The organism is Pseudomonas acericola (SeqCode) (assembly GCF_053456465.1).
This window is the reverse complement of the sequence record NZ_JBRFJB010000002.1, coordinates 912171-929869: the sequence shown is the minus strand read 5'-3', so window position 1 is coordinate 929869 and position 17699 is coordinate 912171. Positions and strand designations below refer to the sequence as shown.

General features: G+C 61.8%; 13 protein-coding genes. 6 read left to right on the top strand and 7 right to left on the bottom strand.

Features of this window, described 5'->3' with window-relative positions; genetic code table 11:
* Window positions 1-52: 52 nt before the first annotated feature.
* Genes ACU688_RS10405 through ACU688_RS10395 form a run of 3 tightly spaced genes read right to left on the bottom strand, consistent with a single transcriptional unit; the run spans window position 53 to window position 3297 of the window.
* Window positions 53-1297, bottom strand: a complete 1245-nt coding sequence (locus tag ACU688_RS10405) for a lipoprotein-releasing ABC transporter permease subunit (protein WP_448184624.1) — start codon at window positions 1295-1297, stop codon at window positions 53-55.
* Window positions 1298-1355: 58 nt separating this feature from the next.
* Complete coding sequence (gene lolD, locus ACU688_RS10400; protein ID WP_448184623.1) at window positions 1356-2039, bottom strand: lipoprotein-releasing ABC transporter ATP-binding protein LolD; 684 nt, start codon at window positions 2037-2039, stop codon at window positions 1356-1358.
* 7 nt (window positions 2040-2046) lie between these two features.
* The gene (locus ACU688_RS10395; protein ID WP_026136852.1) at window positions 2047-3297 is read right to left on the bottom strand and encodes a lipoprotein-releasing ABC transporter permease subunit; all 1251 of its coding nucleotides are present in this window, start codon (window positions 3295-3297) and stop codon (window positions 2047-2049) included.
* Between the two features lie 94 nt (window positions 3298-3391).
* On the opposite strand from ACU688_RS10395, the gene ACU688_RS10390 reads away from it, so the two are divergent.
* Together ACU688_RS10390 and ACU688_RS10385 are read left to right on the top strand one after the other, a co-directional pair.
* The gene (locus ACU688_RS10390) at window positions 3392-3976 is read left to right on the top strand and encodes a PilZ domain-containing protein (RefSeq protein WP_017737348.1); all 585 of its coding nucleotides are present in this window, start codon (window positions 3392-3394) and stop codon (window positions 3974-3976) included.
* A 43-nt stretch (window positions 3977-4019) separates the two neighbouring features.
* Window positions 4020-4742 (top strand): glycerophosphodiester phosphodiesterase, encoded by a 723-nt coding sequence (locus tag ACU688_RS10385; RefSeq protein WP_448184622.1) that lies wholly within the window; start codon window positions 4020-4022, stop codon window positions 4740-4742.
* A 42-nt stretch (window positions 4743-4784) separates the two neighbouring features.
* Here ACU688_RS10385 and sthA read toward each other — a convergent pair whose 3' ends face one another.
* The gene (gene sthA / locus ACU688_RS10380; RefSeq protein ID WP_017737346.1) at window positions 4785-6179 is read right to left on the bottom strand and encodes a Si-specific NAD(P)(+) transhydrogenase; all 1395 of its coding nucleotides are present in this window, start codon (window positions 6177-6179) and stop codon (window positions 4785-4787) included.
* A 234-nt stretch (window positions 6180-6413) separates the two neighbouring features.
* Between sthA and ACU688_RS10375 the strand changes: the two genes are divergently transcribed.
* Window positions 6414-6935: a chalcone isomerase family protein gene (locus tag ACU688_RS10375; protein ID WP_448184861.1), complete on the top strand. Its 522-nt coding sequence runs from the start codon at window positions 6414-6416 to the stop codon at window positions 6933-6935.
* A gap of 192 nt (window positions 6936-7127) precedes the next feature.
* Here the strand turns inward: ACU688_RS10375 and ACU688_RS10370 are convergent, their stop codons facing one another.
* Entirely contained in the window at window positions 7128-8591 is a 1464-nt protein-coding gene (locus tag ACU688_RS10370; RefSeq protein ID WP_207045392.1) for a glyceraldehyde-3-phosphate dehydrogenase, read from the bottom strand.
* A gap of 340 nt (window positions 8592-8931) precedes the next feature.
* Between ACU688_RS10370 and mfd the strand changes: the two genes are divergently transcribed.
* Genes mfd through ACU688_RS10355 form a run of 3 tightly spaced genes read left to right on the top strand, consistent with a single transcriptional unit; the run spans window position 8932 to window position 15662 of the window.
* Window positions 8932-12381, top strand: coding sequence for a transcription-repair coupling factor (mfd, locus tag ACU688_RS10365; RefSeq protein ID WP_124528040.1), 3450 nt, complete (start codon window positions 8932-8934; stop codon window positions 12379-12381).
* An 11-nt stretch (window positions 12382-12392) separates the two neighbouring features.
* Window positions 12393-12962, top strand: a complete 570-nt coding sequence (locus tag ACU688_RS10360) for a CsiV family protein (protein ID WP_448184621.1) — start codon at window positions 12393-12395, stop codon at window positions 12960-12962.
* 9 nt (window positions 12963-12971) lie between these two features.
* Window positions 12972-15662, top strand: coding sequence for a DEAD/DEAH box helicase (locus tag ACU688_RS10355; protein WP_448184620.1), 2691 nt, complete (start codon window positions 12972-12974; stop codon window positions 15660-15662).
* 113 nt (window positions 15663-15775) lie between these two features.
* Here ACU688_RS10355 and nagZ read toward each other — a convergent pair whose 3' ends face one another.
* Window positions 15776-16786 carry a beta-N-acetylhexosaminidase gene (nagZ, locus tag ACU688_RS10350; RefSeq protein ID WP_448184619.1) on the bottom strand — a complete coding sequence of 337 codons (1011 nt, stop codon included), beginning with the start codon at window positions 16784-16786 and terminating at the stop codon, window positions 15776-15778.
* A gap of 145 nt (window positions 16787-16931) precedes the next feature.
* On the bottom strand, window positions 16932-17639 hold the full coding sequence (locus tag ACU688_RS10345; RefSeq protein ID WP_110624226.1) for a TetR/AcrR family transcriptional regulator: 708 nt from the start codon (window positions 17637-17639) through the stop codon (window positions 16932-16934).
* Window positions 17640-17699 lie beyond the last annotated feature (60 nt).

Here is a 17699-nt window from a genome sequence, read left to right as displayed (position 1 = left end):
CCGCTTCGCAGCCCAGCGGGAGCAAGCTCCCTCGCCACAGCGGTCCAAAGGCTTACGAATATCTCAGAGCATGCGCCGGCTCAATCTTCGCCGCCCGATACGCCGGATACAGCGTCGCCAAAAAGCTCAACACAAACCCAGCCGTGCAAATCAGCAGCACATCCCCACCCTGCAGCTCCGAAGGCAGGTTGCTGACAAAGTACACGTCCGAACTGAAGATATGCTGCCCGGTCACGCGCTCCATCCAGCCCACCAGCGCACTCACGTTCAGCGCCGCAATCACCCCTAGCACACCGCCGATCAAGGTGCCGACGATGCCGATCACCGTGCCCTGCACCATGAAGATCGCCATGATCTGCCGTGGCGTGGCGCCGATGGTGCGCAGGATCGCGATGTCGGCGCCCTTGTCGTTCACCACCATGATCAGGGTCGCGATGATGTTGAACGCCGCCACGGCGACGATCATCAGCAACAGCAGGCCGATCATGGTTTTTTCCATTTTCATTGCGCTGAACAGGCTGCCCTGGGTATGGGTCCAGTCATCCGCCTTGTAGGCCGCGCCCAGGCTGCCGGCGATATCCGCCGAGACCTTGGGCGCCGCATACAGGTCTTTCACCGCCAGGCGCACGCTTTGCACCTGGTTCGGCTGCCAGTGCTGGATCTCTGCCGCGTCGGCCATGTGGATCAAGGCCATGGAGCCATCCAGCTCGGCGCCGACCTTGAAGATACCGACCACGTTCAAACGCTGCATGCGCGGGGTGATGCCACCCGGCGCGGTGCTGATTTCCGGGACGATCAGGGTCAGCTTGTCACCCACATTCAAGCGAAAGCGCCGTGCGGTGATTTCGCCGACCACCACGCCGAACTCGCCGGGCTTCAGGTCCTCCAGTTTTCCCTGCACGATGTGCTGGGCCACGATCGACACCTTGCCTTCCTGGGCCGGATCGACGCCGCTGATCTCAATCGGCTGCATCGCGCCTTTGTAGGAGAACATGCCATCCATCTGCGTGAACGGTACTGCGGCTGTCACTTCAGGATTCTTCATCGCAGCAGCGGCCACTGGCTGCCAGTCGTCAATCGGGTTCACGCCGACAATAGTGGCGTGGGGCACCATGCCGAGGATGCGTGAGCTCATTTCGCGCTGGAAGCCGTTCATCACCGACAACACCACGATCATCGCCAACACACCCAGGGCGAGGCCGATCATCGAGGTCATCGAGATAAACGAAACAAAACGGTTGCGGCGCTTGGCGCGGGTATAGCGCGTGCCGATGAAAATCGATAACGGTCTGAACATTCGCGGGCACCGTTGGAAAAATAGAAAACCCGATGTCAGACACCGGGCTTGAAACAGGTCAGATGGCGACCAGATGACCTTCCTGCAGGTGCAGCACACGGTCCATCTGGCGGGCCATGCTCATGTCATGGGTCACCACCAGGAACGCGGTGCGCATCTGGGTGCTCAGTTCCAGCATCAAGTCCTTGATGCCCTGGGCGGTGTGGGAGTCGAGGTTGCCGGTCGGCTCATCGAGCATCACCAGGCCCGGGTTGTTCACCAGGGCGCGGGCGATGGCCACACGCTGGCGTTCGCCGCCGGACAGTTCGGCCGGCTTGTGCTCCAGACGATGGCCGAGGCCGACGCGTTCCAGCAGCGCCTTGGCACGTTGACTGGCTTCCGGGATCGCGGTCTTGCCGATCAACAGCGGCATGCACACGTTTTCCAGGGCGGTGAACTCCGGCAACAGGTGGTGGAACTGGTACACAAAACCAAGGGAGCGGTTGCGCAACTGGCCACGGGCCTTTTCACCGAGGGCCGACAGTTCTTCCCCGGCCAGCCAGACGCTGCCCTGGGACGGCGTATCAAGGCCGCCTAACAGGTTCAGCAAGGTACTTTTGCCAGAGCCGGAACTGCCGACAATCGCCACGCGCTCGCCCGGGTGCAACTCCAGTTGCAGGTTGGACAGCACCACCACCGACTCCGGGCCTTCCTCGTAGGATTTGCCCAGGTTGCGGCAGCTCAAGATTGCTTTTTCACTCATGCCCGATTCACTCATAACGTAAGGCCTGTGCTGGCTGGGTGCGTGCCGCGCGCCAGGCTGGATACAGGGTGGCAAGGAAGCTCAATACCAACGCGGCACCGCCCACCATCAACACGTCCTGGGCTTGCACCTGAGACGGCAAGTAGTCGATGAAGTAAACGTCGGCGTTGAGAAACTTGTGGCCGATCAGGGTTTCGAGGCCGGCGATGGCGGCGCTGACGTTCAGCGCGGCCAGGATGCCGACGGCGGTGCCGATCAGGGTGCCGACCACGCCGATCACCGTGCCCTGCACCATGAAGATCGCCATGATCTGCCCCGGCGTGGCGCCAAGGGTGCGCAGGATGGCGATGTCGCCTTTCTTGTCATTCACCACCATCACCAGCGTGGAGATGATGTTGAACGCAGCCACGGCGACGATCAGCAGCAACAGCAGGCCGATCATGGCTTTTTCCATGCGGATGGCCTGGTACAGGTTGCCGTGGGTACGGGTCCAGTCGCGGGCGTAGTACTGGGATTCGCCCAGATGCTGGGCGATTTCCCACGAGGTACGCGGGGCGTCGAACAGGTCATTGAACTTGAGGCGCAGGCCCTGCACCTGGTCCGGCTTCCAGCGATGCAGACGGGCCAGGTCGGTGAGGTTGGTCAGGCCCAGATAGCCGTCGATCTCGCCGGCGCCCACGTGGAAGGTGCCGACCACGGTAAAGCGCTTCATGCGCGGGAACATGCCGGCCGGGGTCACGGTGACTTCCGGGGCGACGAAGGTCAGCTTGTCGCCCAGGTTCACGCCGAGCTTGGCCGCGGCCTTGTCCCCGATCACGATGCCGAACTCGCCAGGGGCCAGGTCATCGAGCTTGCCCGACAACATGAACTTGTCGATGATCGAGACGTTGCGCTCCTGGGCCGGGTCGATGGCATTGAGCAGGATCTTCTGCACCTTGCCGTCGTTGGTCAGCAGCCCCTGCATCTGGGTAAACGGCGCGACGGCCAGTACCTTGGGGTTCTGCTTGACCTTGTCGGCCAGGCTTTGCCAGTCACTGATGGGCGCATCGCCCTCGATGGTCGCGTGGGGCACCATGCCCAGCACGCGGGTACGCATCTCATGATCGAAGCCGTTCATCACCGACAGCACCACGATCATCACGACCACGCCCAAGGCGAGCCCGATCATCGAGGTCAAGGAAATGAACGACACAAAATGATTGCGACGCTTTGCACGGGTATAACGCGTGCCGATAAATACGAAGAGAGGTCTGAACATGTCGGGGCTTGTTCGGAGGAAAAGAAGACGTCCCGGTGGCGGGGTCTGGTAAGCAGCTTTACACTCAGACCATTAACGCTAGCTGGGGTTCGCCATGTCGACATTAGATGAAGAAGAGCGCCGCGAATACTACCGTATCGACGACATGATCGCACTTCAAATCAAAAGCCTGTCCGCCCCTGAAGCGGCGAGCAAGGAAGTGTTGCAGGATGAGTCGCCGCTGTTCAATTTGCTCAGCGAACTGCACCTCAGCGAATTCGAAGCCCAGCACCTGCTGCGCCAGATCAGCGAGAAAGACCGCAGCCTCGCCGCCTTCCTCAAAGTGCAGAACAAACGCCTGGACCTGCTCAGCCAGGTCATGGCGCAAAGCCTGCGCACGGCCGTTGGCGAGCCGCAGCCGGTGATCATTTCCGAAGGCGGTATCGACTTCCAGCACCCTACCCCGCTCGCCCCCGGCGCACACCTGGCGGTCAAGCTGGTGCTGATGCCCCAGGCGCTCGGCCTGCTGCTGCGCGCACGGGTCACCCATTGCGATCCCAAAGGCGCTGGCTTTGACGTGGGCACGGAGTTCGAATCCATGACCGATGCCCAACGCCAACTGCTCGCCCGCTACATCCTGCAGAAACAAGCCCAGGAACGCCGCCTGGCGCGGGAACAAAGCGACGCCCAAGACACCTGAATAGCATTCACCCCGCCAGACACGCTGGCGCATAGGAGCAACTGTGACCCTGATTTACGGCCACCGCGGTGCCAAAGGCGAAGCACCGGAAAACACCCTGACCAGCTTTCAGGAATGCCTCAAGCACGGCGTACGCCGCTGCGAACTGGATTTGCACCTGTCCATGGACGGCGAGTTGATGGTCATCCATGACCCGACCCTCAAGCGCACCACCGACCGGCGCGGCAAAGTCGTCGAGTACTCGGCAGCGGACCTGGTGAAGATGGACGCACGCAAAGGCGGCCCGGGCTGGGTCAAACCGTGCCCGATCCCGCGCTTGGAAGAACTGTTCGAACAATGCGACTTCGAGCACTGGCAACTGGAAGTCAAAAGCGCCTCACGCACCCGCGCAGCCACTACCGTGCTGGCGATTCGCGAGATGGCCGTGCGCCACGGCCTGATGGACAAGGTCACGGTCACGTCAAGTTCGCGGGAAGTGCTGAAAGCGGCGGTGGAACTCACCCCCGACCTGTCACGCGGCCTGGTGGCCGAATACGCCTGGCTCGACCCGCTGAAGGTCGCGCAAAACTACGGCTGTGAGATTCTGGCGTTGAACTGGACGTTATGCACCCCCGAGCGTCTGGAAAAAGCCCAGCGCCAGGGCCTGCACGTGTCCGTGTGGACGGTCAACGAACCTGCGCTGATGCGCAGGCTCGCCGACTTCGGCGTAGATAGCCTGATTACAGACTTTCCCGGTTTGGCCACTGCCACCCTCGAGAATTACTGAAATCGGTCTCCCCGGCCGGCTCAGGCCACCGGCCGGAGCCGCTCAAAAAAGCCGGTTGAGGCCGTCGTAGGCCGCTACCCGATAGGCTTCAGCCATGGTCGGGTAGTTGAACGTGGTGTTCACAAAATACTTGAGGGTATTTTGCTCACCCGGCTGGTTCATGATGGCCTGGCCGATGTGCACGATCTCCGACGCCTGGTAGCCAAAGCAATGCACGCCGAGGACTTCCAGGGTTTCCCGGTGGAACAGGATCTTCAGCATGCCTTGCGGCTCGCCGGCGATCTGCGCACGCGCCATGCTCTTGAAGAACGCCTTGCCCACTTCGTAAGGCACCTTGGCCTTGGTCAGTTCGTGCTCGTTCTTGCCGATCGAGCTGATCTCGGGAATGGTGTAGATCCCGGTCGGCACGTCGTTCACATAACGCCAGCTGCCGTTGTCAACGATGCTGCCAGCGGCCGAACGGCCCTGGTCATGCGCCGCACTGGCCAGGCTCGGCCAGCCGATCACGTCGCCGGCGCCGTAGATGTTCGGCACGCAGGTGCGGTAGTTCTCGTCCACCTCGATCTGGCCACGGCCGTTGACCTTGACCCCAATGTTTTCCATGCCCAGCTTGTCGGTGTTGCCGGTACGGCCGTTGCACCACAGCAAGGCATCGGCCTTGATCTTCTTGCCGGACTTGAGGTGCAGGATCACGCCGTTGTCGAGGCCTTCGACCCGCTCATACTCTTCGTTATGGCGCACGGTGATGTTGTTGTTGCTGAAGTGGTAGCTCAACGCCTGGGAGATTTCCGAGTCGAGGAAGCTCAGCAGCTGGTCGCGGTTGTCCACCAGCTCCACCAGTACACCCAGGCCGCTGAAGATCGAGGCGTATTCACAGCCGATCACGCCGGCGCCGTAGATGATCAGTTTGCGCGGGGTGTGGCCCAGGCTGAGGATGGTGTCGCTATCGTAGATACGCGGGTGGTGGAAATCGATATCCGCCGGGCGATACGGGCGCGAACCAGTGGCGATGATGATGTGCTTGGCCACCAGCTTCTCGACCACGCCGTTGGGGCAGACCACTTCGACGGTTTGCTCGTCGGCGAAGCTGCCGGTGCCGAAGAACAGGTCGACACGGTTACGGGCGTAGTAACCGGTGCGCGAGGCCACTTGCTTGGAGATGACTTTCTCGGCGCTTTTCAGCACGTCCGGGAACGAGAACCAACGCGGCTCACCAATGGCCCGGAACATCGGGTTGGTGTTGAACTGCATGATCTGGCGCACCGAGTGACGCAAGGCCTTGGACGGGATGGTACCCAGGTGGGTGCAGTTACCGCCGACCTGGCGACGGCTATCGACCATCGCCACCTTGCGCCCTGCCTTCGCGGCGTTCATCGCCGCACCTTCTCCAGCTGGGCCGGAACCCAGTACCACCACGTCGTAGTTGTAGACAGCCATGCGTACTCCTCAGAACAGGCCAGGCGTACGGTTGGACGCCGGGCTAAATCATGCCGCGGCCAGCGGTCATGAAGGACATTTTGGCTCAAGTGTGTGAACCGGGGCACAGTCTATATAAGGCTCAACGCCGCGCACATTAACCCTTGGTCGCGTCGTAGGCCAGTCTTGCCTTTACTACAGCATCAGGAAATTGCAATTACACTGCCAGCAAGCCCCTTTGCAGGTCCGGCCATTATGCGGCATGTCGCTTTCTGTTTATTGATGATGTTGTCGGCCATGGTCCAAGCCAATGAGGCTGACCGGCTCAGGCAAGCCGGTTTTCCTGCGCAATCCCATGCACTGGTGTTGAAAAACCAGGTGGTGCTGACCTATCTCTGGGCGGATGTCTACGCGGCAGCGCTGTATGCCCCAGCCGACATGCGCGCAAAGCTCGCCTGGGAGCAGCAAAAGGCCCTTCGCCTTGAGCTGTATTACTTTCGCGATATCGACCGCGGCGATGTGATCAAGGCTGCCAATACCACGCTGCAACGCCAACAGGTCGGCGCCCGGTTAAAACCCGAGGTGGACAGTTTGCATGCCCGCTTTCGCGACATCCAAAAGGGTGATCGGTATGCGCTGGATTTTCGCCCGGGGCGTGGGTTGAATCTGGAGATCAATGGGGAGGTGGTGTTCAGTAGTCCCGATGATGAGCTGGCGAAGGCTTATCTGGGGATTTGGTTGGCGCCCAAGGGGTTGTCGGAGGGGTTGCTGAATTGAGGGTGTGTCAGTGCTGCCGCCATCGCGGGCAAGCCCGCTCCCACATTGGACTGGGTTCACAGGTTTCTATTTGTGAATACATTCAACTGTGGGAGCTGGCTTGCCTGCGATGAGGCCCTCACAGCCCCTGCAAAACCTTCAGCCACAAAAAAGCCCCGAACCAGTCGGGGCTTTTTCATTCAGCGCAAAGGCTTAGCGCGGAAACGCAGGCGGGTTGACCCCAGCCATGTCTTCCATCACGCGAACCACCTGGCAGCTGTAGCCGAACTCGTTGTCGTACCACACGTACAGCACAACACGGTTGTCCTGGGTAATGGTCGCCTCGGCGTCCACCACACCGGCGTGGCGCGAGCCGACGAAGTCGGTGGAAACCACTTCCTGCGAGTTGACGAAGTCGATTTGCTTATGCAGATCGGAGTGCAGCGCCATGAAGCGCAGGTACTCGTTCATCTCTTCACGGGTGGCGGCTTTCTCAAGGTTCAGGTTGAGAATGGCCATCGACACGTTTGGCGTCGGCACGCGGATCGCGTTACCGGTCAGCTTGCCGGCCAGCTCAGGCAGGGCCTTGGCAGCAGCGGTGGCAGCACCGGTCTCGGTAATCACCATGTTCAACGCGGCGCTACGGCCACGGCGATCGCCCTTGTGGAAGTTGTCGATCAGGTTCTGGTCGTTGGTGTACGAGTGAACCGTCTCAACGTGACCGTTGACGATACCGAACTTGTCATTCACAGCCTTCAGCACCGGCACGATGGCGTTGGTGGTGCAGGAAGCAGCGGACACGATCTTGTCGTCAGCGGTGATTTCGCCATGGTTGATACCGTGAACGATGTTCTTCAGCTTGCCCTTGCCCGGTGCGGTCAGGACAACGCGGTCGATACCCGGGCAGGCCAGGTGCTGGCCCAGGCCTTCGGCATCACGCCATACGCCGGTGTTGTCCACCAGCAGCGCGTCTTTGATGCCGTACTGGGTGTAGTCCACTTCAGCCGGGTTCTTCGCGTAGATCACCTGGATCAGGTTACCGTTGGCGGTGATGGTGTTGTTTTCTTCGTCGATGACGATGGTGCCGTTGAACGGACCGTGTACCGAGTCGCGACGCAGCAGGCTGGCGCGCTTGGTCAGGTCGTTGTCGGCGCCTTTGCGCACAACGATGGCACGCAGGCGCAGGCCGTCGCCGCCACCGGTTTTTTCGATGAGGATGCGCGCCAGCAGACGGCCGATACGACCGAAGCCGTACAGCACTACGTCAGTGCCCTTGCGGCCACCGGCGTTTTGCTGGCCAACCACATCGGCCATCTCTTCACGCACGAACTGCTCGGCGGTACGCCCAGCGCCTTCTTTGCGGAATTTATAGGCCAACTTGCCCAGGTCTACCGAAGCCGCGCCGAGCTTGAGCTCGCTCATGGCTTTGAGCAGTGGGAATGTTTCGTGGACGGAGAGTTCGCTGTCGTCGGCAGAACGGTGACGCGCAAAGCGGTGGGCTTTGAGAATCGCGATGACAGACTGGTTGATCAGGCTGCGGCCATAGATCGAGCTCACCACATTGTTATTGCGGTACAGCTGGCCGATAAGCGGAATCATCGCTTCTGCGAGTGCTTCACGGTCGATCCATTCACCAAGACACTGGTCGGGCTTCTGAGTCACGGGAACCTTCCACATGTAGGGGCAGAAAAAAGGGGCTACATTATGCCGCCCGACCGGCCTCGGAGCAATGCGCTCCAGGCAACAAAAAGTGCTTGCGAAAAAAAGGCACCCCGCTGGAGCCCAGTAAATACGCGGGTTCCAGAAGGCCACCAGTTGAGCGAAGCGCACGACTTGTCCGTAACCCTCCGAAAACCTCGCCGGTTTTGGCACTACATAATGAGTCAAAACCCGCCTTTGTTTGTCTTAGCCACTACATTTCCTACAAACCGTAATAGGCTCAGTCAGCAACTGACAGACGGCGCCTCGCACCGTTACAATTACCGACTTTGTCGCAACGCTTGGAGCTCAACCTTCCGTGCCCGTCCTGCGTCTACCGCTTCTCCCTGCTGCGGCAGGCAAACAGCACTGGGGCAACCTGCCCGGTGCCGCCCTGAGCCTGGCCATTGCCGAGGCTGCCAGCGCAGCCAAGCGCTTTACCCTGCTGCTTACCGCCGACAGCCAAAGCGCCGAACGGTTGGAGCAGGAGCTGAGCTTCTTCGCCCCCGATTTGCCGGTGCTGCACTTCCCCGATTGGGAAACCCTGCCCTACGACCTGTTCTCGCCGCACCAGGACATCATCTCCCAGCGCATCGCCAGCCTTTACCGCCTGCCAGAACTGGCCCACGGCGTGCTGGTGGTGCCGATCACCACCGCGCTGCACCGCCTGGCGCCGACCAAATTCCTGCTGGGCAGCAGCCTGGTGCTGGATATCGGCCAGAAGCTGGATGTCGAGCAAATGCGCACGCGCCTGGAAGCCAGCGGCTACCGCTGCGTGGACACGGTGTACGAGCACGGTGAATTCGCGGTGCGCGGTGCGCTGATCGACCTGTTCCCGATGGGCAGCAAACTGCCCTATCGCATCGACCTGTTCGATGACGAAATCGAGACCCTGCGCACCTTCGACCCCGAAAACCAGCGCTCCATCGACAAGGTGGATTCGGTCAAGCTGCTGCCCGCACGGGAATTCCCGCTGCAAAAAGACGCGGTCACCCGCTTCAAGGCGCGCTTCCGTGAACGCTTCGACGTGGACTTCCGTCGTTGCCCGATCTTCCAGGACTTGAGCAGCGGGATTACACCCGCCGGTATCGAGTACTACCTGCCGCTGTTCTTCGACGAAACCTCCACCCTGTTCGACTACCTGCCCCAGGACACCCAAGTGTTCTCGCTGCCGGGCATCGAGCAAGCCGCGGAAAACTTCTGGAACGACGTGCGCAACCGCTACGAAGAGCGCCGCGTCGATCCGTCCCGGCCTTTATTGCCGCCCGCCGAGCTGTTCCTGCCGGTGGAAGACTGCTTCGCCCGCCTGAAAAGCTGGCCGCGCGTGGTCGCCAGCCAGCAGGACGTGGACGCCGGCAGTGGCCGCGAACGCTTCCCCGCGCAAGCGCTGCCGAACCTGGCGATTGAAGCCAAGGCCAACCAGCCACTGGAGGCGCTGTCCAACTTCCTCGGCGACTTCCCCGGCCGCGTGCTGTTTACCGCCGAGTCCGCCGGTCGCCGCGAAGTCCTGCTGGAGCTGCTGGAACGCCTGAAACTGCGGCCGAAAACCGTCGACAGCTGGCCGGACTTCGTCAAAGGCAAAGACCGCCTGGCGATCACCATCGCGCCGCTGGACGAAGGCTTGCTGCTGGATGACCCGGCGCTGGCACTGATCGCCGAGAGTCCGCTGTTCGGCCAGCGCGTGATGCAGCGCCGCCGCCGGGAAAAACGCGCCGACGCCAACAACGACGCGGTGATCAAGAACCTCACCGAACTGCGCGAAGGCGCGCCGGTGGTGCACATTGACCATGGCGTGGGCCGTTACCTCGGCTTGCAGACCCTGGAGATCGACAACCAGGCCGCTGAATTCCTCACCATGGAATACGCCGAGGGCGCCAAGCTCTACGTGCCGGTGGCCAGCCTGCACCTGATCGCCCGCTACACCGGCAGCGACGACGCCCTGGCGCCGTTGCACCGCCTGGGTTCCGAGACCTGGCAGAAAGCCAAGCGCAAGGCCGCCGAGCAAGTGCGCGACGTCGCCGCCGAACTGCTCGACATCTATGCCCGCCGCGCGGCGCGCGAAGGTTATGCGTTCGCCGACCCGAAAGCCGACTACGCCACCTTTAGCGCCGGCTTCCCCTTCGAAGAAACCCCAGACCAGCAAACCACCATCGAAGCGGTGCGCGCCGACATGCTCGCGCCCAAGCCGATGGACCGCCTGGTCTGCGGCGACGTGGGCTTCGGCAAGACCGAAGTGGCCATGCGCGCCGCCTTCATTGCCGTGCACGGCGGCCGCCAAGTGGCGATCCTGGTGCCCACCACCCTGCTCGCCCAGCAACACTACAACAGCTTCCGCGACCGTTTTGCCGACTGGCCGGTGACCGTGGAAGTGATGAGCCGCTTCAAGTCGGCCAAGGAAGTGAATGCCGCCATCGCCGATTTGGCCGAAGGCAAGATCGACATCGTGATCGGCACCCACAAGCTGTTGTCGGACGATGTGAAGATCAAGAACCTGGGCCTGGTGATCATCGACGAAGAACACCGTTTCGGCGTGCGCCAGAAGGAACAGCTCAAGGCCCTGCGCAGTGAAGTCGACATCCTCACCCTCACCGCCACGCCGATTCCGCGCACGCTGAACATGGCGGTGTCGGGCATGCGCGACCTGTCGATCATCGCCACGCCGCCGGCGCGTCGTTTGTCGGTGCGCACCTTCGTGATGGAGCAGAACAAAAGCACGGTCAAGGAAGCACTGCTGCGCGAACTGCTGCGCGGCGGGCAGGTGTACTACCTGCACAACGACGTGAAGACCATCGAGAAATGCGCCGCCGACCTCGCCGAACTGGTGCCGGAGGCGCGTATCGCCATCGGCCACGGGCAGATGCGCGAGCGCGAACTCGAACAAGTGATGAGCGACTTTTACCACAAGCGCTTCAACGTGCTGATCGCCTCGACCATCATCGAGACCGGCATCGACGTGCCGAGCGCCAACACCATCATCATCGAGCGCGCCGACAAGTTCGGCCTGGCGCAGTTGCACCAGCTGCGTGGCCGCGTCGGACGCAGTCACCACCAGGCCTACGCCTATTTGCTCACGCCGCCGCGCCAACAGATCACTTCCGACGCAGAGAAGCGCCTGGAAGCCATCGCCAACACCCAGGACCTGGGCGCCGGTTTTGTGCTGGCCACCAACGACCTGGAAATCCGTGGCGCCGGCGAACTGCTGGGCGACGGCCAGAGCGGGCAGATCCAGGCGGTAGGTTTCACGCTTTATATGGAGATGCTTGAGCGGGCGGTGAAAGCCATCCGCAAGGGCGAACAGCCGAACCTCGACCAACCGCTGGGCGGCGGCCCGGAGATCAACCTGCGCTTGCCGGCGTTGATCCCCGAAGACTACCTGCCCGACGTGCATGCGCGGCTGATCCTGTACAAGCGTATCGCCTCGGCCACCGACGAAGAAGGCCTCAAGGACCTGCAAGTCGAGATGATCGACCGTTTCGGCCTGCTGCCGGAACCGACCAAGAACCTGGTGCGCCTGACCCTGCTGAAATTGCAGGCCGAGCAGTTGGGCATCAAGAAGGTCGATGCCGGACCACAAGGCGGGCGCATCGAGTTTGAAGCGCAGACGCCGGTGGACCCACTGGTGCTGATCAAGCTGATCCAGGGCCAGCCCAACCGCTACAAGTTCGAAGGGGCTACGCTGTTCAAGTTCATGGTGCCGATGGAACGCGCCGAAGAACGCTTTAATACATTGGAGGCGTTGTTTGAGCGCCTCATTCCGAAATCCGTATGAAGGACGCCCCAATGCGCCTGTTCCGCATTTTGAGCCTGTTGTTGGTGGTCGTGGCCCCATCGGCGTTTGCCGATAGCCCGTACCAGGTGGAAATGATCCTGGTGCGCCAGAATGCGGAGCCGGTCATCAACAGCCGCGCCGCCCCGGAAAACTGGGATGCGGGGGCTGTGCGCCTGGCTTCCGACAAACTGAGCCCGCCGCGCCTGAACAATATCGTCGACAAGCTCAGCGCCGATAACAGCTACACCGTGCTGGCGCACAAGGCCTGGGAGCAAAACCTCGGCGAGCAACCGGTGAAAATCGCCATCACCGACGGCGCGGAACAGTTCGGCCAATTCCCTATCGAGGGTGTTCTCAACCTGCAACTGGGCCGTTTCACCGACATCGACGCGAACTTCTGGATCAACCAGTTCGACAGCAACGGCAGCGTGATCGCCAGCGAGCACCTGAGCCAGGCCGACGTACGCACCAAGAACAACCAGCTCAACTACCTGGACGGCGGCCACTTGGCGCTGCTGATCAAGATCACTTCGCTGACCGCCAAGCCGCCCAGTGCACCACCGCCCGACGTTCAGGACTGATCACGCGCCATGCCCCTGACGTCGCAGTTGACCAAACCCCTGGCCCCGTCGTGGGCCAATCGCTTTAAAGAGCAGAGCCTGGAGCGCGGGCGCCGTTATGCCCTGGAGAACCGCGTGCGCATCGTCGAGTGCGGCGACAGCACCATCGTCGCCAGTTGCGAAGGCTCGGGCGGCAACGTCTACCGGCAGACCATCGCGCTGCGCGAGTCGGCCAAGGGCACGCTGATCCTCGTCGACAGCCGCTGCACCTGCCCCGTCCACACCAACTGCAAACACATCGCCGCCGTGCTGCTCAAGGTCCAGGAAACCCTGGCCTACCCGGCCGCCGCCCAGGATGCCGAGCTGCTGGAAAAGCTCCAGGCCGTGCTGGACAACCGTGTGGTGTTGCCACAAGTGGTGATGGAGGACGTGCCACCGGTGCCACGCCTGTGGCTGGCCAGTGTCGAGTTCAGTGCGTTTGAACCGCGCAACGGCAAGATGCAGCGTTACATCCAGCACCGGGCGGCGCTGTCGTTCAACTACCTGGGCAACTATGTCAGCGGGCAGAAGAACGCCGACATCATCGTCCGCCAGGACACCCAGAGCCTGCGGATCAAGCGCCATCCCGAGCTGGAACAGCCCTATCGCGAGCAACTACGCTTGCTCGGCTTCAAAATCGCCACGCGCCAGAGCAAAGCCTTGCCGGAGAGCGCCGGCGAGCTGTTCGAGATGGTCAATGACAGCGCCTGGCTGAACTTCACCCTGAACGTGTCGCCCACCTTGCGCGCCGAGGGCTGGGAGCTGCTGATCGATGATGATTTCGGCTTCGACCTGAGCGCCGTCGATGACTGGTACGCCACCGTCGACGAGGGGCCGGAGCGCGATTGGTTCGACCTGGAACTGGGGATCATCGTCAACGGCGAGCGCCTGAGCCTGCTGCCGATCCTGTTGAACCTGATGCGCTCCCACACCGAAATCCTCAACCCGGAGAAGCTCGCCCGGCGGCGTGATGATGAACTGATCCTGGTGAATATCCCTGGCCTGCCCAACGGCCATGGCCCGCTGCAAGTGGCGCTGCCCTACGGCCGATTGAAGCCCGTACTGGCGACCCTCGGCGAGTTTTACCTACAGGAAGCCGGCACCACCACCTTGCGTCTGGCCAAGGCCGACGCCATTCGTTTGAACCCGCTGGAAGACCTGCCCCTGCAATGGGAGGGCGGCGAAAAAATCCGCAACTTCGCCCAGCGCCTGCGGGACATCAAGGACTTCACCTGCGTGGCGCCCGAGGGGCTGAACGCGACCTTGCGCCCGTATCAGCTGGAAGGCTTGAGCTGGATGCAGTCGCTGCGCCAGCTGGACGTCGGCGGCATTCTTGCGGACGACATGGGCCTGGGCAAAACCCTGCAAACCCTGGCGCACATTCTCACGGAGAAAGCTGCCGGACGTCTGGACCGTCCGTGCATGGTGGTGATGCCCACCAGCCTGATCCCCAACTGGCTCGATGAAGCGGCGCACTTCACCCCGCAACTCAAGGTAGTGGCCCTCTACGGCGCCGGGCGCAAGAAGCACTTCAAGAACCTGCAGGACTATGACCTGCTGCTGACCACTTACGCCCTGCTCCCCAAAGACATCGAACTGCTCGCCGCCCAGCCGCTGCATGTGCTGATACTCGACGAAGCCCAGTACATCAAGAACCCCAACAGCAAGGCGGCCCAGGCCGCACGCGAGCTGAATGCGCGGCAGCGCCTGTGCCTGAGCGGCACGCCGCTGGAAAACCACCTGGGCGAACTGTGGTCGCTGTTCCACTTCCTCCTGCCGGGCTGGCTGGGTGACGTGAAGAGTTTCAACCGCGATTACCGCGTGCCCATCGAAAAGCGCGCCAGCGAAGTGCGATTGCAGCACCTCAACGGTCGGATCAAACCCTTCCTGCTGCGTCGCACCAAAGAACAGGTGGCCACCGAGTTGCCGCCGAAGACCGAGATCATCCATTGGGTCGATCTCAATGAAGCCCAGCGCGACGTATACGAAACCATGCGCCTGGCCATGGACAAGAAGGTGCGCGACGAAATCACCCGCAAGGGTGTGGCGCGTAGCCAGATCATCATTCTTGAAGCGCTGTTGAAGTTGCGCCAGGTGTGCTGCGACCTGCGCCTGGTCAACGACGCCGCCCTGCCCGCCCGTGGCAGCAGCTCGGGCAAGCTCGACAGCCTGATGGAAATGCTCGAAGAACTGTTTGCCGAGGGGCGGCGGATCCTGCTGTTTTCGCAGTTCACCTCGATGCTCAGCCTGATCGAAGCCGAGCTGAAAAAACGCGGCGTTGCCTACGCCCTGTTGACCGGCCAGACCCGTGATCGGCGTACGCCGGTGAAGGACTTCCAGAGCGGCAAGCTGCAGATTTTCCTGATCAGCCTGAAGGCCGGCGGTGTGGGTCTTAACCTGACGGAAGCGGACACGGTGATCCATTACGACCCGTGGTGGAACCCGGCCACGGAAAACCAGGCCACCGACCGCGCGTACCGCATCGGCCAGGAGAAGCCGGTGTTCGTCTACAAGATGATTGCGCGGGGCACGGTGGAGGAGAAAATCCAGCATCTGCAGAAGGAAAAGTCCGACTTGGCGGCGGGCGTGCTGGATGGGCGTACGACGGGGGATTGGCAGTTGGGTAATGAGGATATCGAGGCGTTGTTTGCGCCGTTGCCCAATAAGCAAGAGAAGCGCTGACTGTTAGACCGCTATCGCGGGCAAGCCCGCTCCCACATTTGACCGAGTTTCTTCAGGCAGTACGCGGTCAAAATGTGGGAGCTGGCTTGCCTGCGATGGCCGCAACGCGGTCTTCAGCCAATCAACTGAGCATCCCGCAACGCAGTCAGCGCCGCCAACCACCGCGGGTCTTGCTTGTAATCCGTCGAAGCCATCGCCTGCCCACGCATCCGCGCAATCCGCGCCGACGGCGTCACTTTCATCCGCTGGGCGGCCGTCAATGCCAACTCCGCCGCCGCTCGATCGTTACACACCAACCCCATGTCGCAACCCGCCGTCAGCGCGGCCTCGATCCGACTGGCCGCATCACCGACCACATGGGCGCCTGCCATGGACAGGTCATCGCTGAAAATCACCCCATCAAACTGCAACTCGCCGCGCAAAATGTCCTGCAACCAGCGCCGCGAAAAGCCTGCGGGCTGGGAATCGACCTGCGGGTAGATCACGTGGGCCGGCATGACTGCGGCCAACTGCTTACTCAGGCGTGCGAAAGGCACCAGGTCATTGGCGCGAATCTGTTCCAGGCTGCGTTCATCATTGGGAATGGCAACGTGGGAATCGGCCTCAGCCCAACCGTGCCCCGGGAAATGCTTACCGGTGGCGGCCATGCCGGCGCTGTTCATGCCACGGATAAAGGCCCCGGCGAGCACGGCGGCGCGCTCGGGGTCGCCTTCGAAAGAACGGGTACCGACCACGGCGCTGCGCTGGTAATCCAGGTCCAGTACCGGGGCAAAGCTCAGGTCGAGCCCCACGGCCAGCACTTCAGTGGCCATGATCCAGCCGCACTGCTCGGCCAGGTATTCGGCGTTGGGGTTGTCGGCCAGCGCACGCATGGCTGGCAGGCGTACAAAGCCTTGGCGCAGGCGCTGCACACGACCGCCCTCCTGGTCGACGGCCAGCAGCAGGTCCGGGCGCACGGCGCGAATCGCCGCGCTCAGCTCCCGCACCTGGCGTGGGTGCTCGATGTTGCGCGCAAAAATGATCAGGCCGCCCACTTCAGGCTGGCGCAACAGGTGACGATCCTCGGCCGTCAGCCAGGTGCCGGCCACGTCAACCATCAAAGAACCTTGCAGGGCAGCAGTCATAAACCTTCCTTAAATAACGCACACAACCCGCGGCACTCACCCGATGCGATAAGCACGGTGAGTACAGCGGGTTGCGAGTAAATAGCTGAATTCGGCATGGGCGGCTAGCTTAGCGGATGCAAGCGGCCGCGCACACCCGGGACGGTCAAACCTTGGCGACGGCCGGCGTGGATTTGCTGCGTGGGCGCAATTGCGCGGCAGCCATGGCCTGGTCGGTCACCCCGGTTTCGGCGCGCATGCCGGCGGCGAGGAACGGCACCATCAAGCGCATGACCTGCTCGATAGAGGTGTTCACACCGAAGTCGGTCTCGGCAATGGCGCGCAAGGCCTTGATCCCGGACATGCTGAACGCCGCGGCGCCGAGCATGAAGTGCACACGCCAGAACAGCTCGATGGGCGGAATACGCGGGGCGGCTTCATTGACCAGCAACATATAGCGACGAAAAACCTTGCCGTACATGTCTTCCAGGTAACGGCGCAAGTGACCCTGGCTCTGGCTGAACGCCAAGCCGAGCAAACGCATGAAGATCGACAAGTCGTTGCCGCTACGCGGTTGTACCACCAACGCTTGCTCGACGAGGATCTCTAGCAGGTCTTCCAGGCTTGGCTTGTTTTCGGGCTTGGTCTGGCGGCGTTCCAACTCGCGGTCGAGACTGGCGCAAAACGGCCCGAGGAAGCGCGAAAACACCGCCTGGATCAGGGCTTTTTTCGAGCCGAAATGGTAGTTCACAGCGGCGAGATTGACCCCGGCCTTGCTGGTGATCAGCCGCAATGAAGTTTCAGCAAATCCTTTTTCCGCGAACAATTGCTCGGCAGCATCGAGAATGCGTTCAACGGTTTCCGACTGGGCCATGGCTACTCCGCCTGACAAACACTTGTTTGAAACATACGTTTCAGGTTGTGTCTTGTCAAC

Coding starts and splice junctions, on each gene's coding strand:
- ACU688_RS10405 (WP_448184624.1), bottom strand. CDS start 1,297: ATGTTCAGACCGTTATCGATTTTCATCGGCACGCGCTATACCCGCGCC.
- lolD (WP_448184623.1), bottom strand. CDS start 2,039: ATGAGTGAAAAAGCAATCTTGAGCTGCCGCAACCTGGGCAAATCCTAC.
- ACU688_RS10395 (WP_026136852.1), bottom strand. CDS start 3,297: ATGTTCAGACCTCTCTTCGTATTTATCGGCACGCGTTATACCCGTGCA.
- ACU688_RS10390 (WP_017737348.1), top strand. CDS start 3,392: ATGTCGACATTAGATGAAGAAGAGCGCCGCGAATACTACCGTATCGAC.
- sthA (WP_017737346.1), bottom strand. CDS start 6,179: ATGGCTGTCTACAACTACGACGTGGTGGTACTGGGTTCCGGCCCAGCT.
- ACU688_RS10375 (WP_448184861.1), top strand. CDS start 6,414: ATGCGGCATGTCGCTTTCTGTTTATTGATGATGTTGTCGGCCATGGTC.
- ACU688_RS10370 (WP_207045392.1), bottom strand. CDS start 8,591: ATGTGGAAGGTTCCCGTGACTCAGAAGCCCGACCAGTGTCTTGGTGAA.
- ACU688_RS10360 (WP_448184621.1), top strand. CDS start 12,393: ATGCGCCTGTTCCGCATTTTGAGCCTGTTGTTGGTGGTCGTGGCCCCA.
- ACU688_RS10355 (WP_448184620.1), top strand. CDS start 12,972: ATGCCCCTGACGTCGCAGTTGACCAAACCCCTGGCCCCGTCGTGGGCC.
- nagZ (WP_448184619.1), bottom strand. CDS start 16,786: ATGACTGCTGCCCTGCAAGGTTCTTTGATGGTTGACGTGGCCGGCACC.
- ACU688_RS10345 (WP_110624226.1), bottom strand. CDS start 17,639: ATGGCCCAGTCGGAAACCGTTGAACGCATTCTCGATGCTGCCGAGCAA.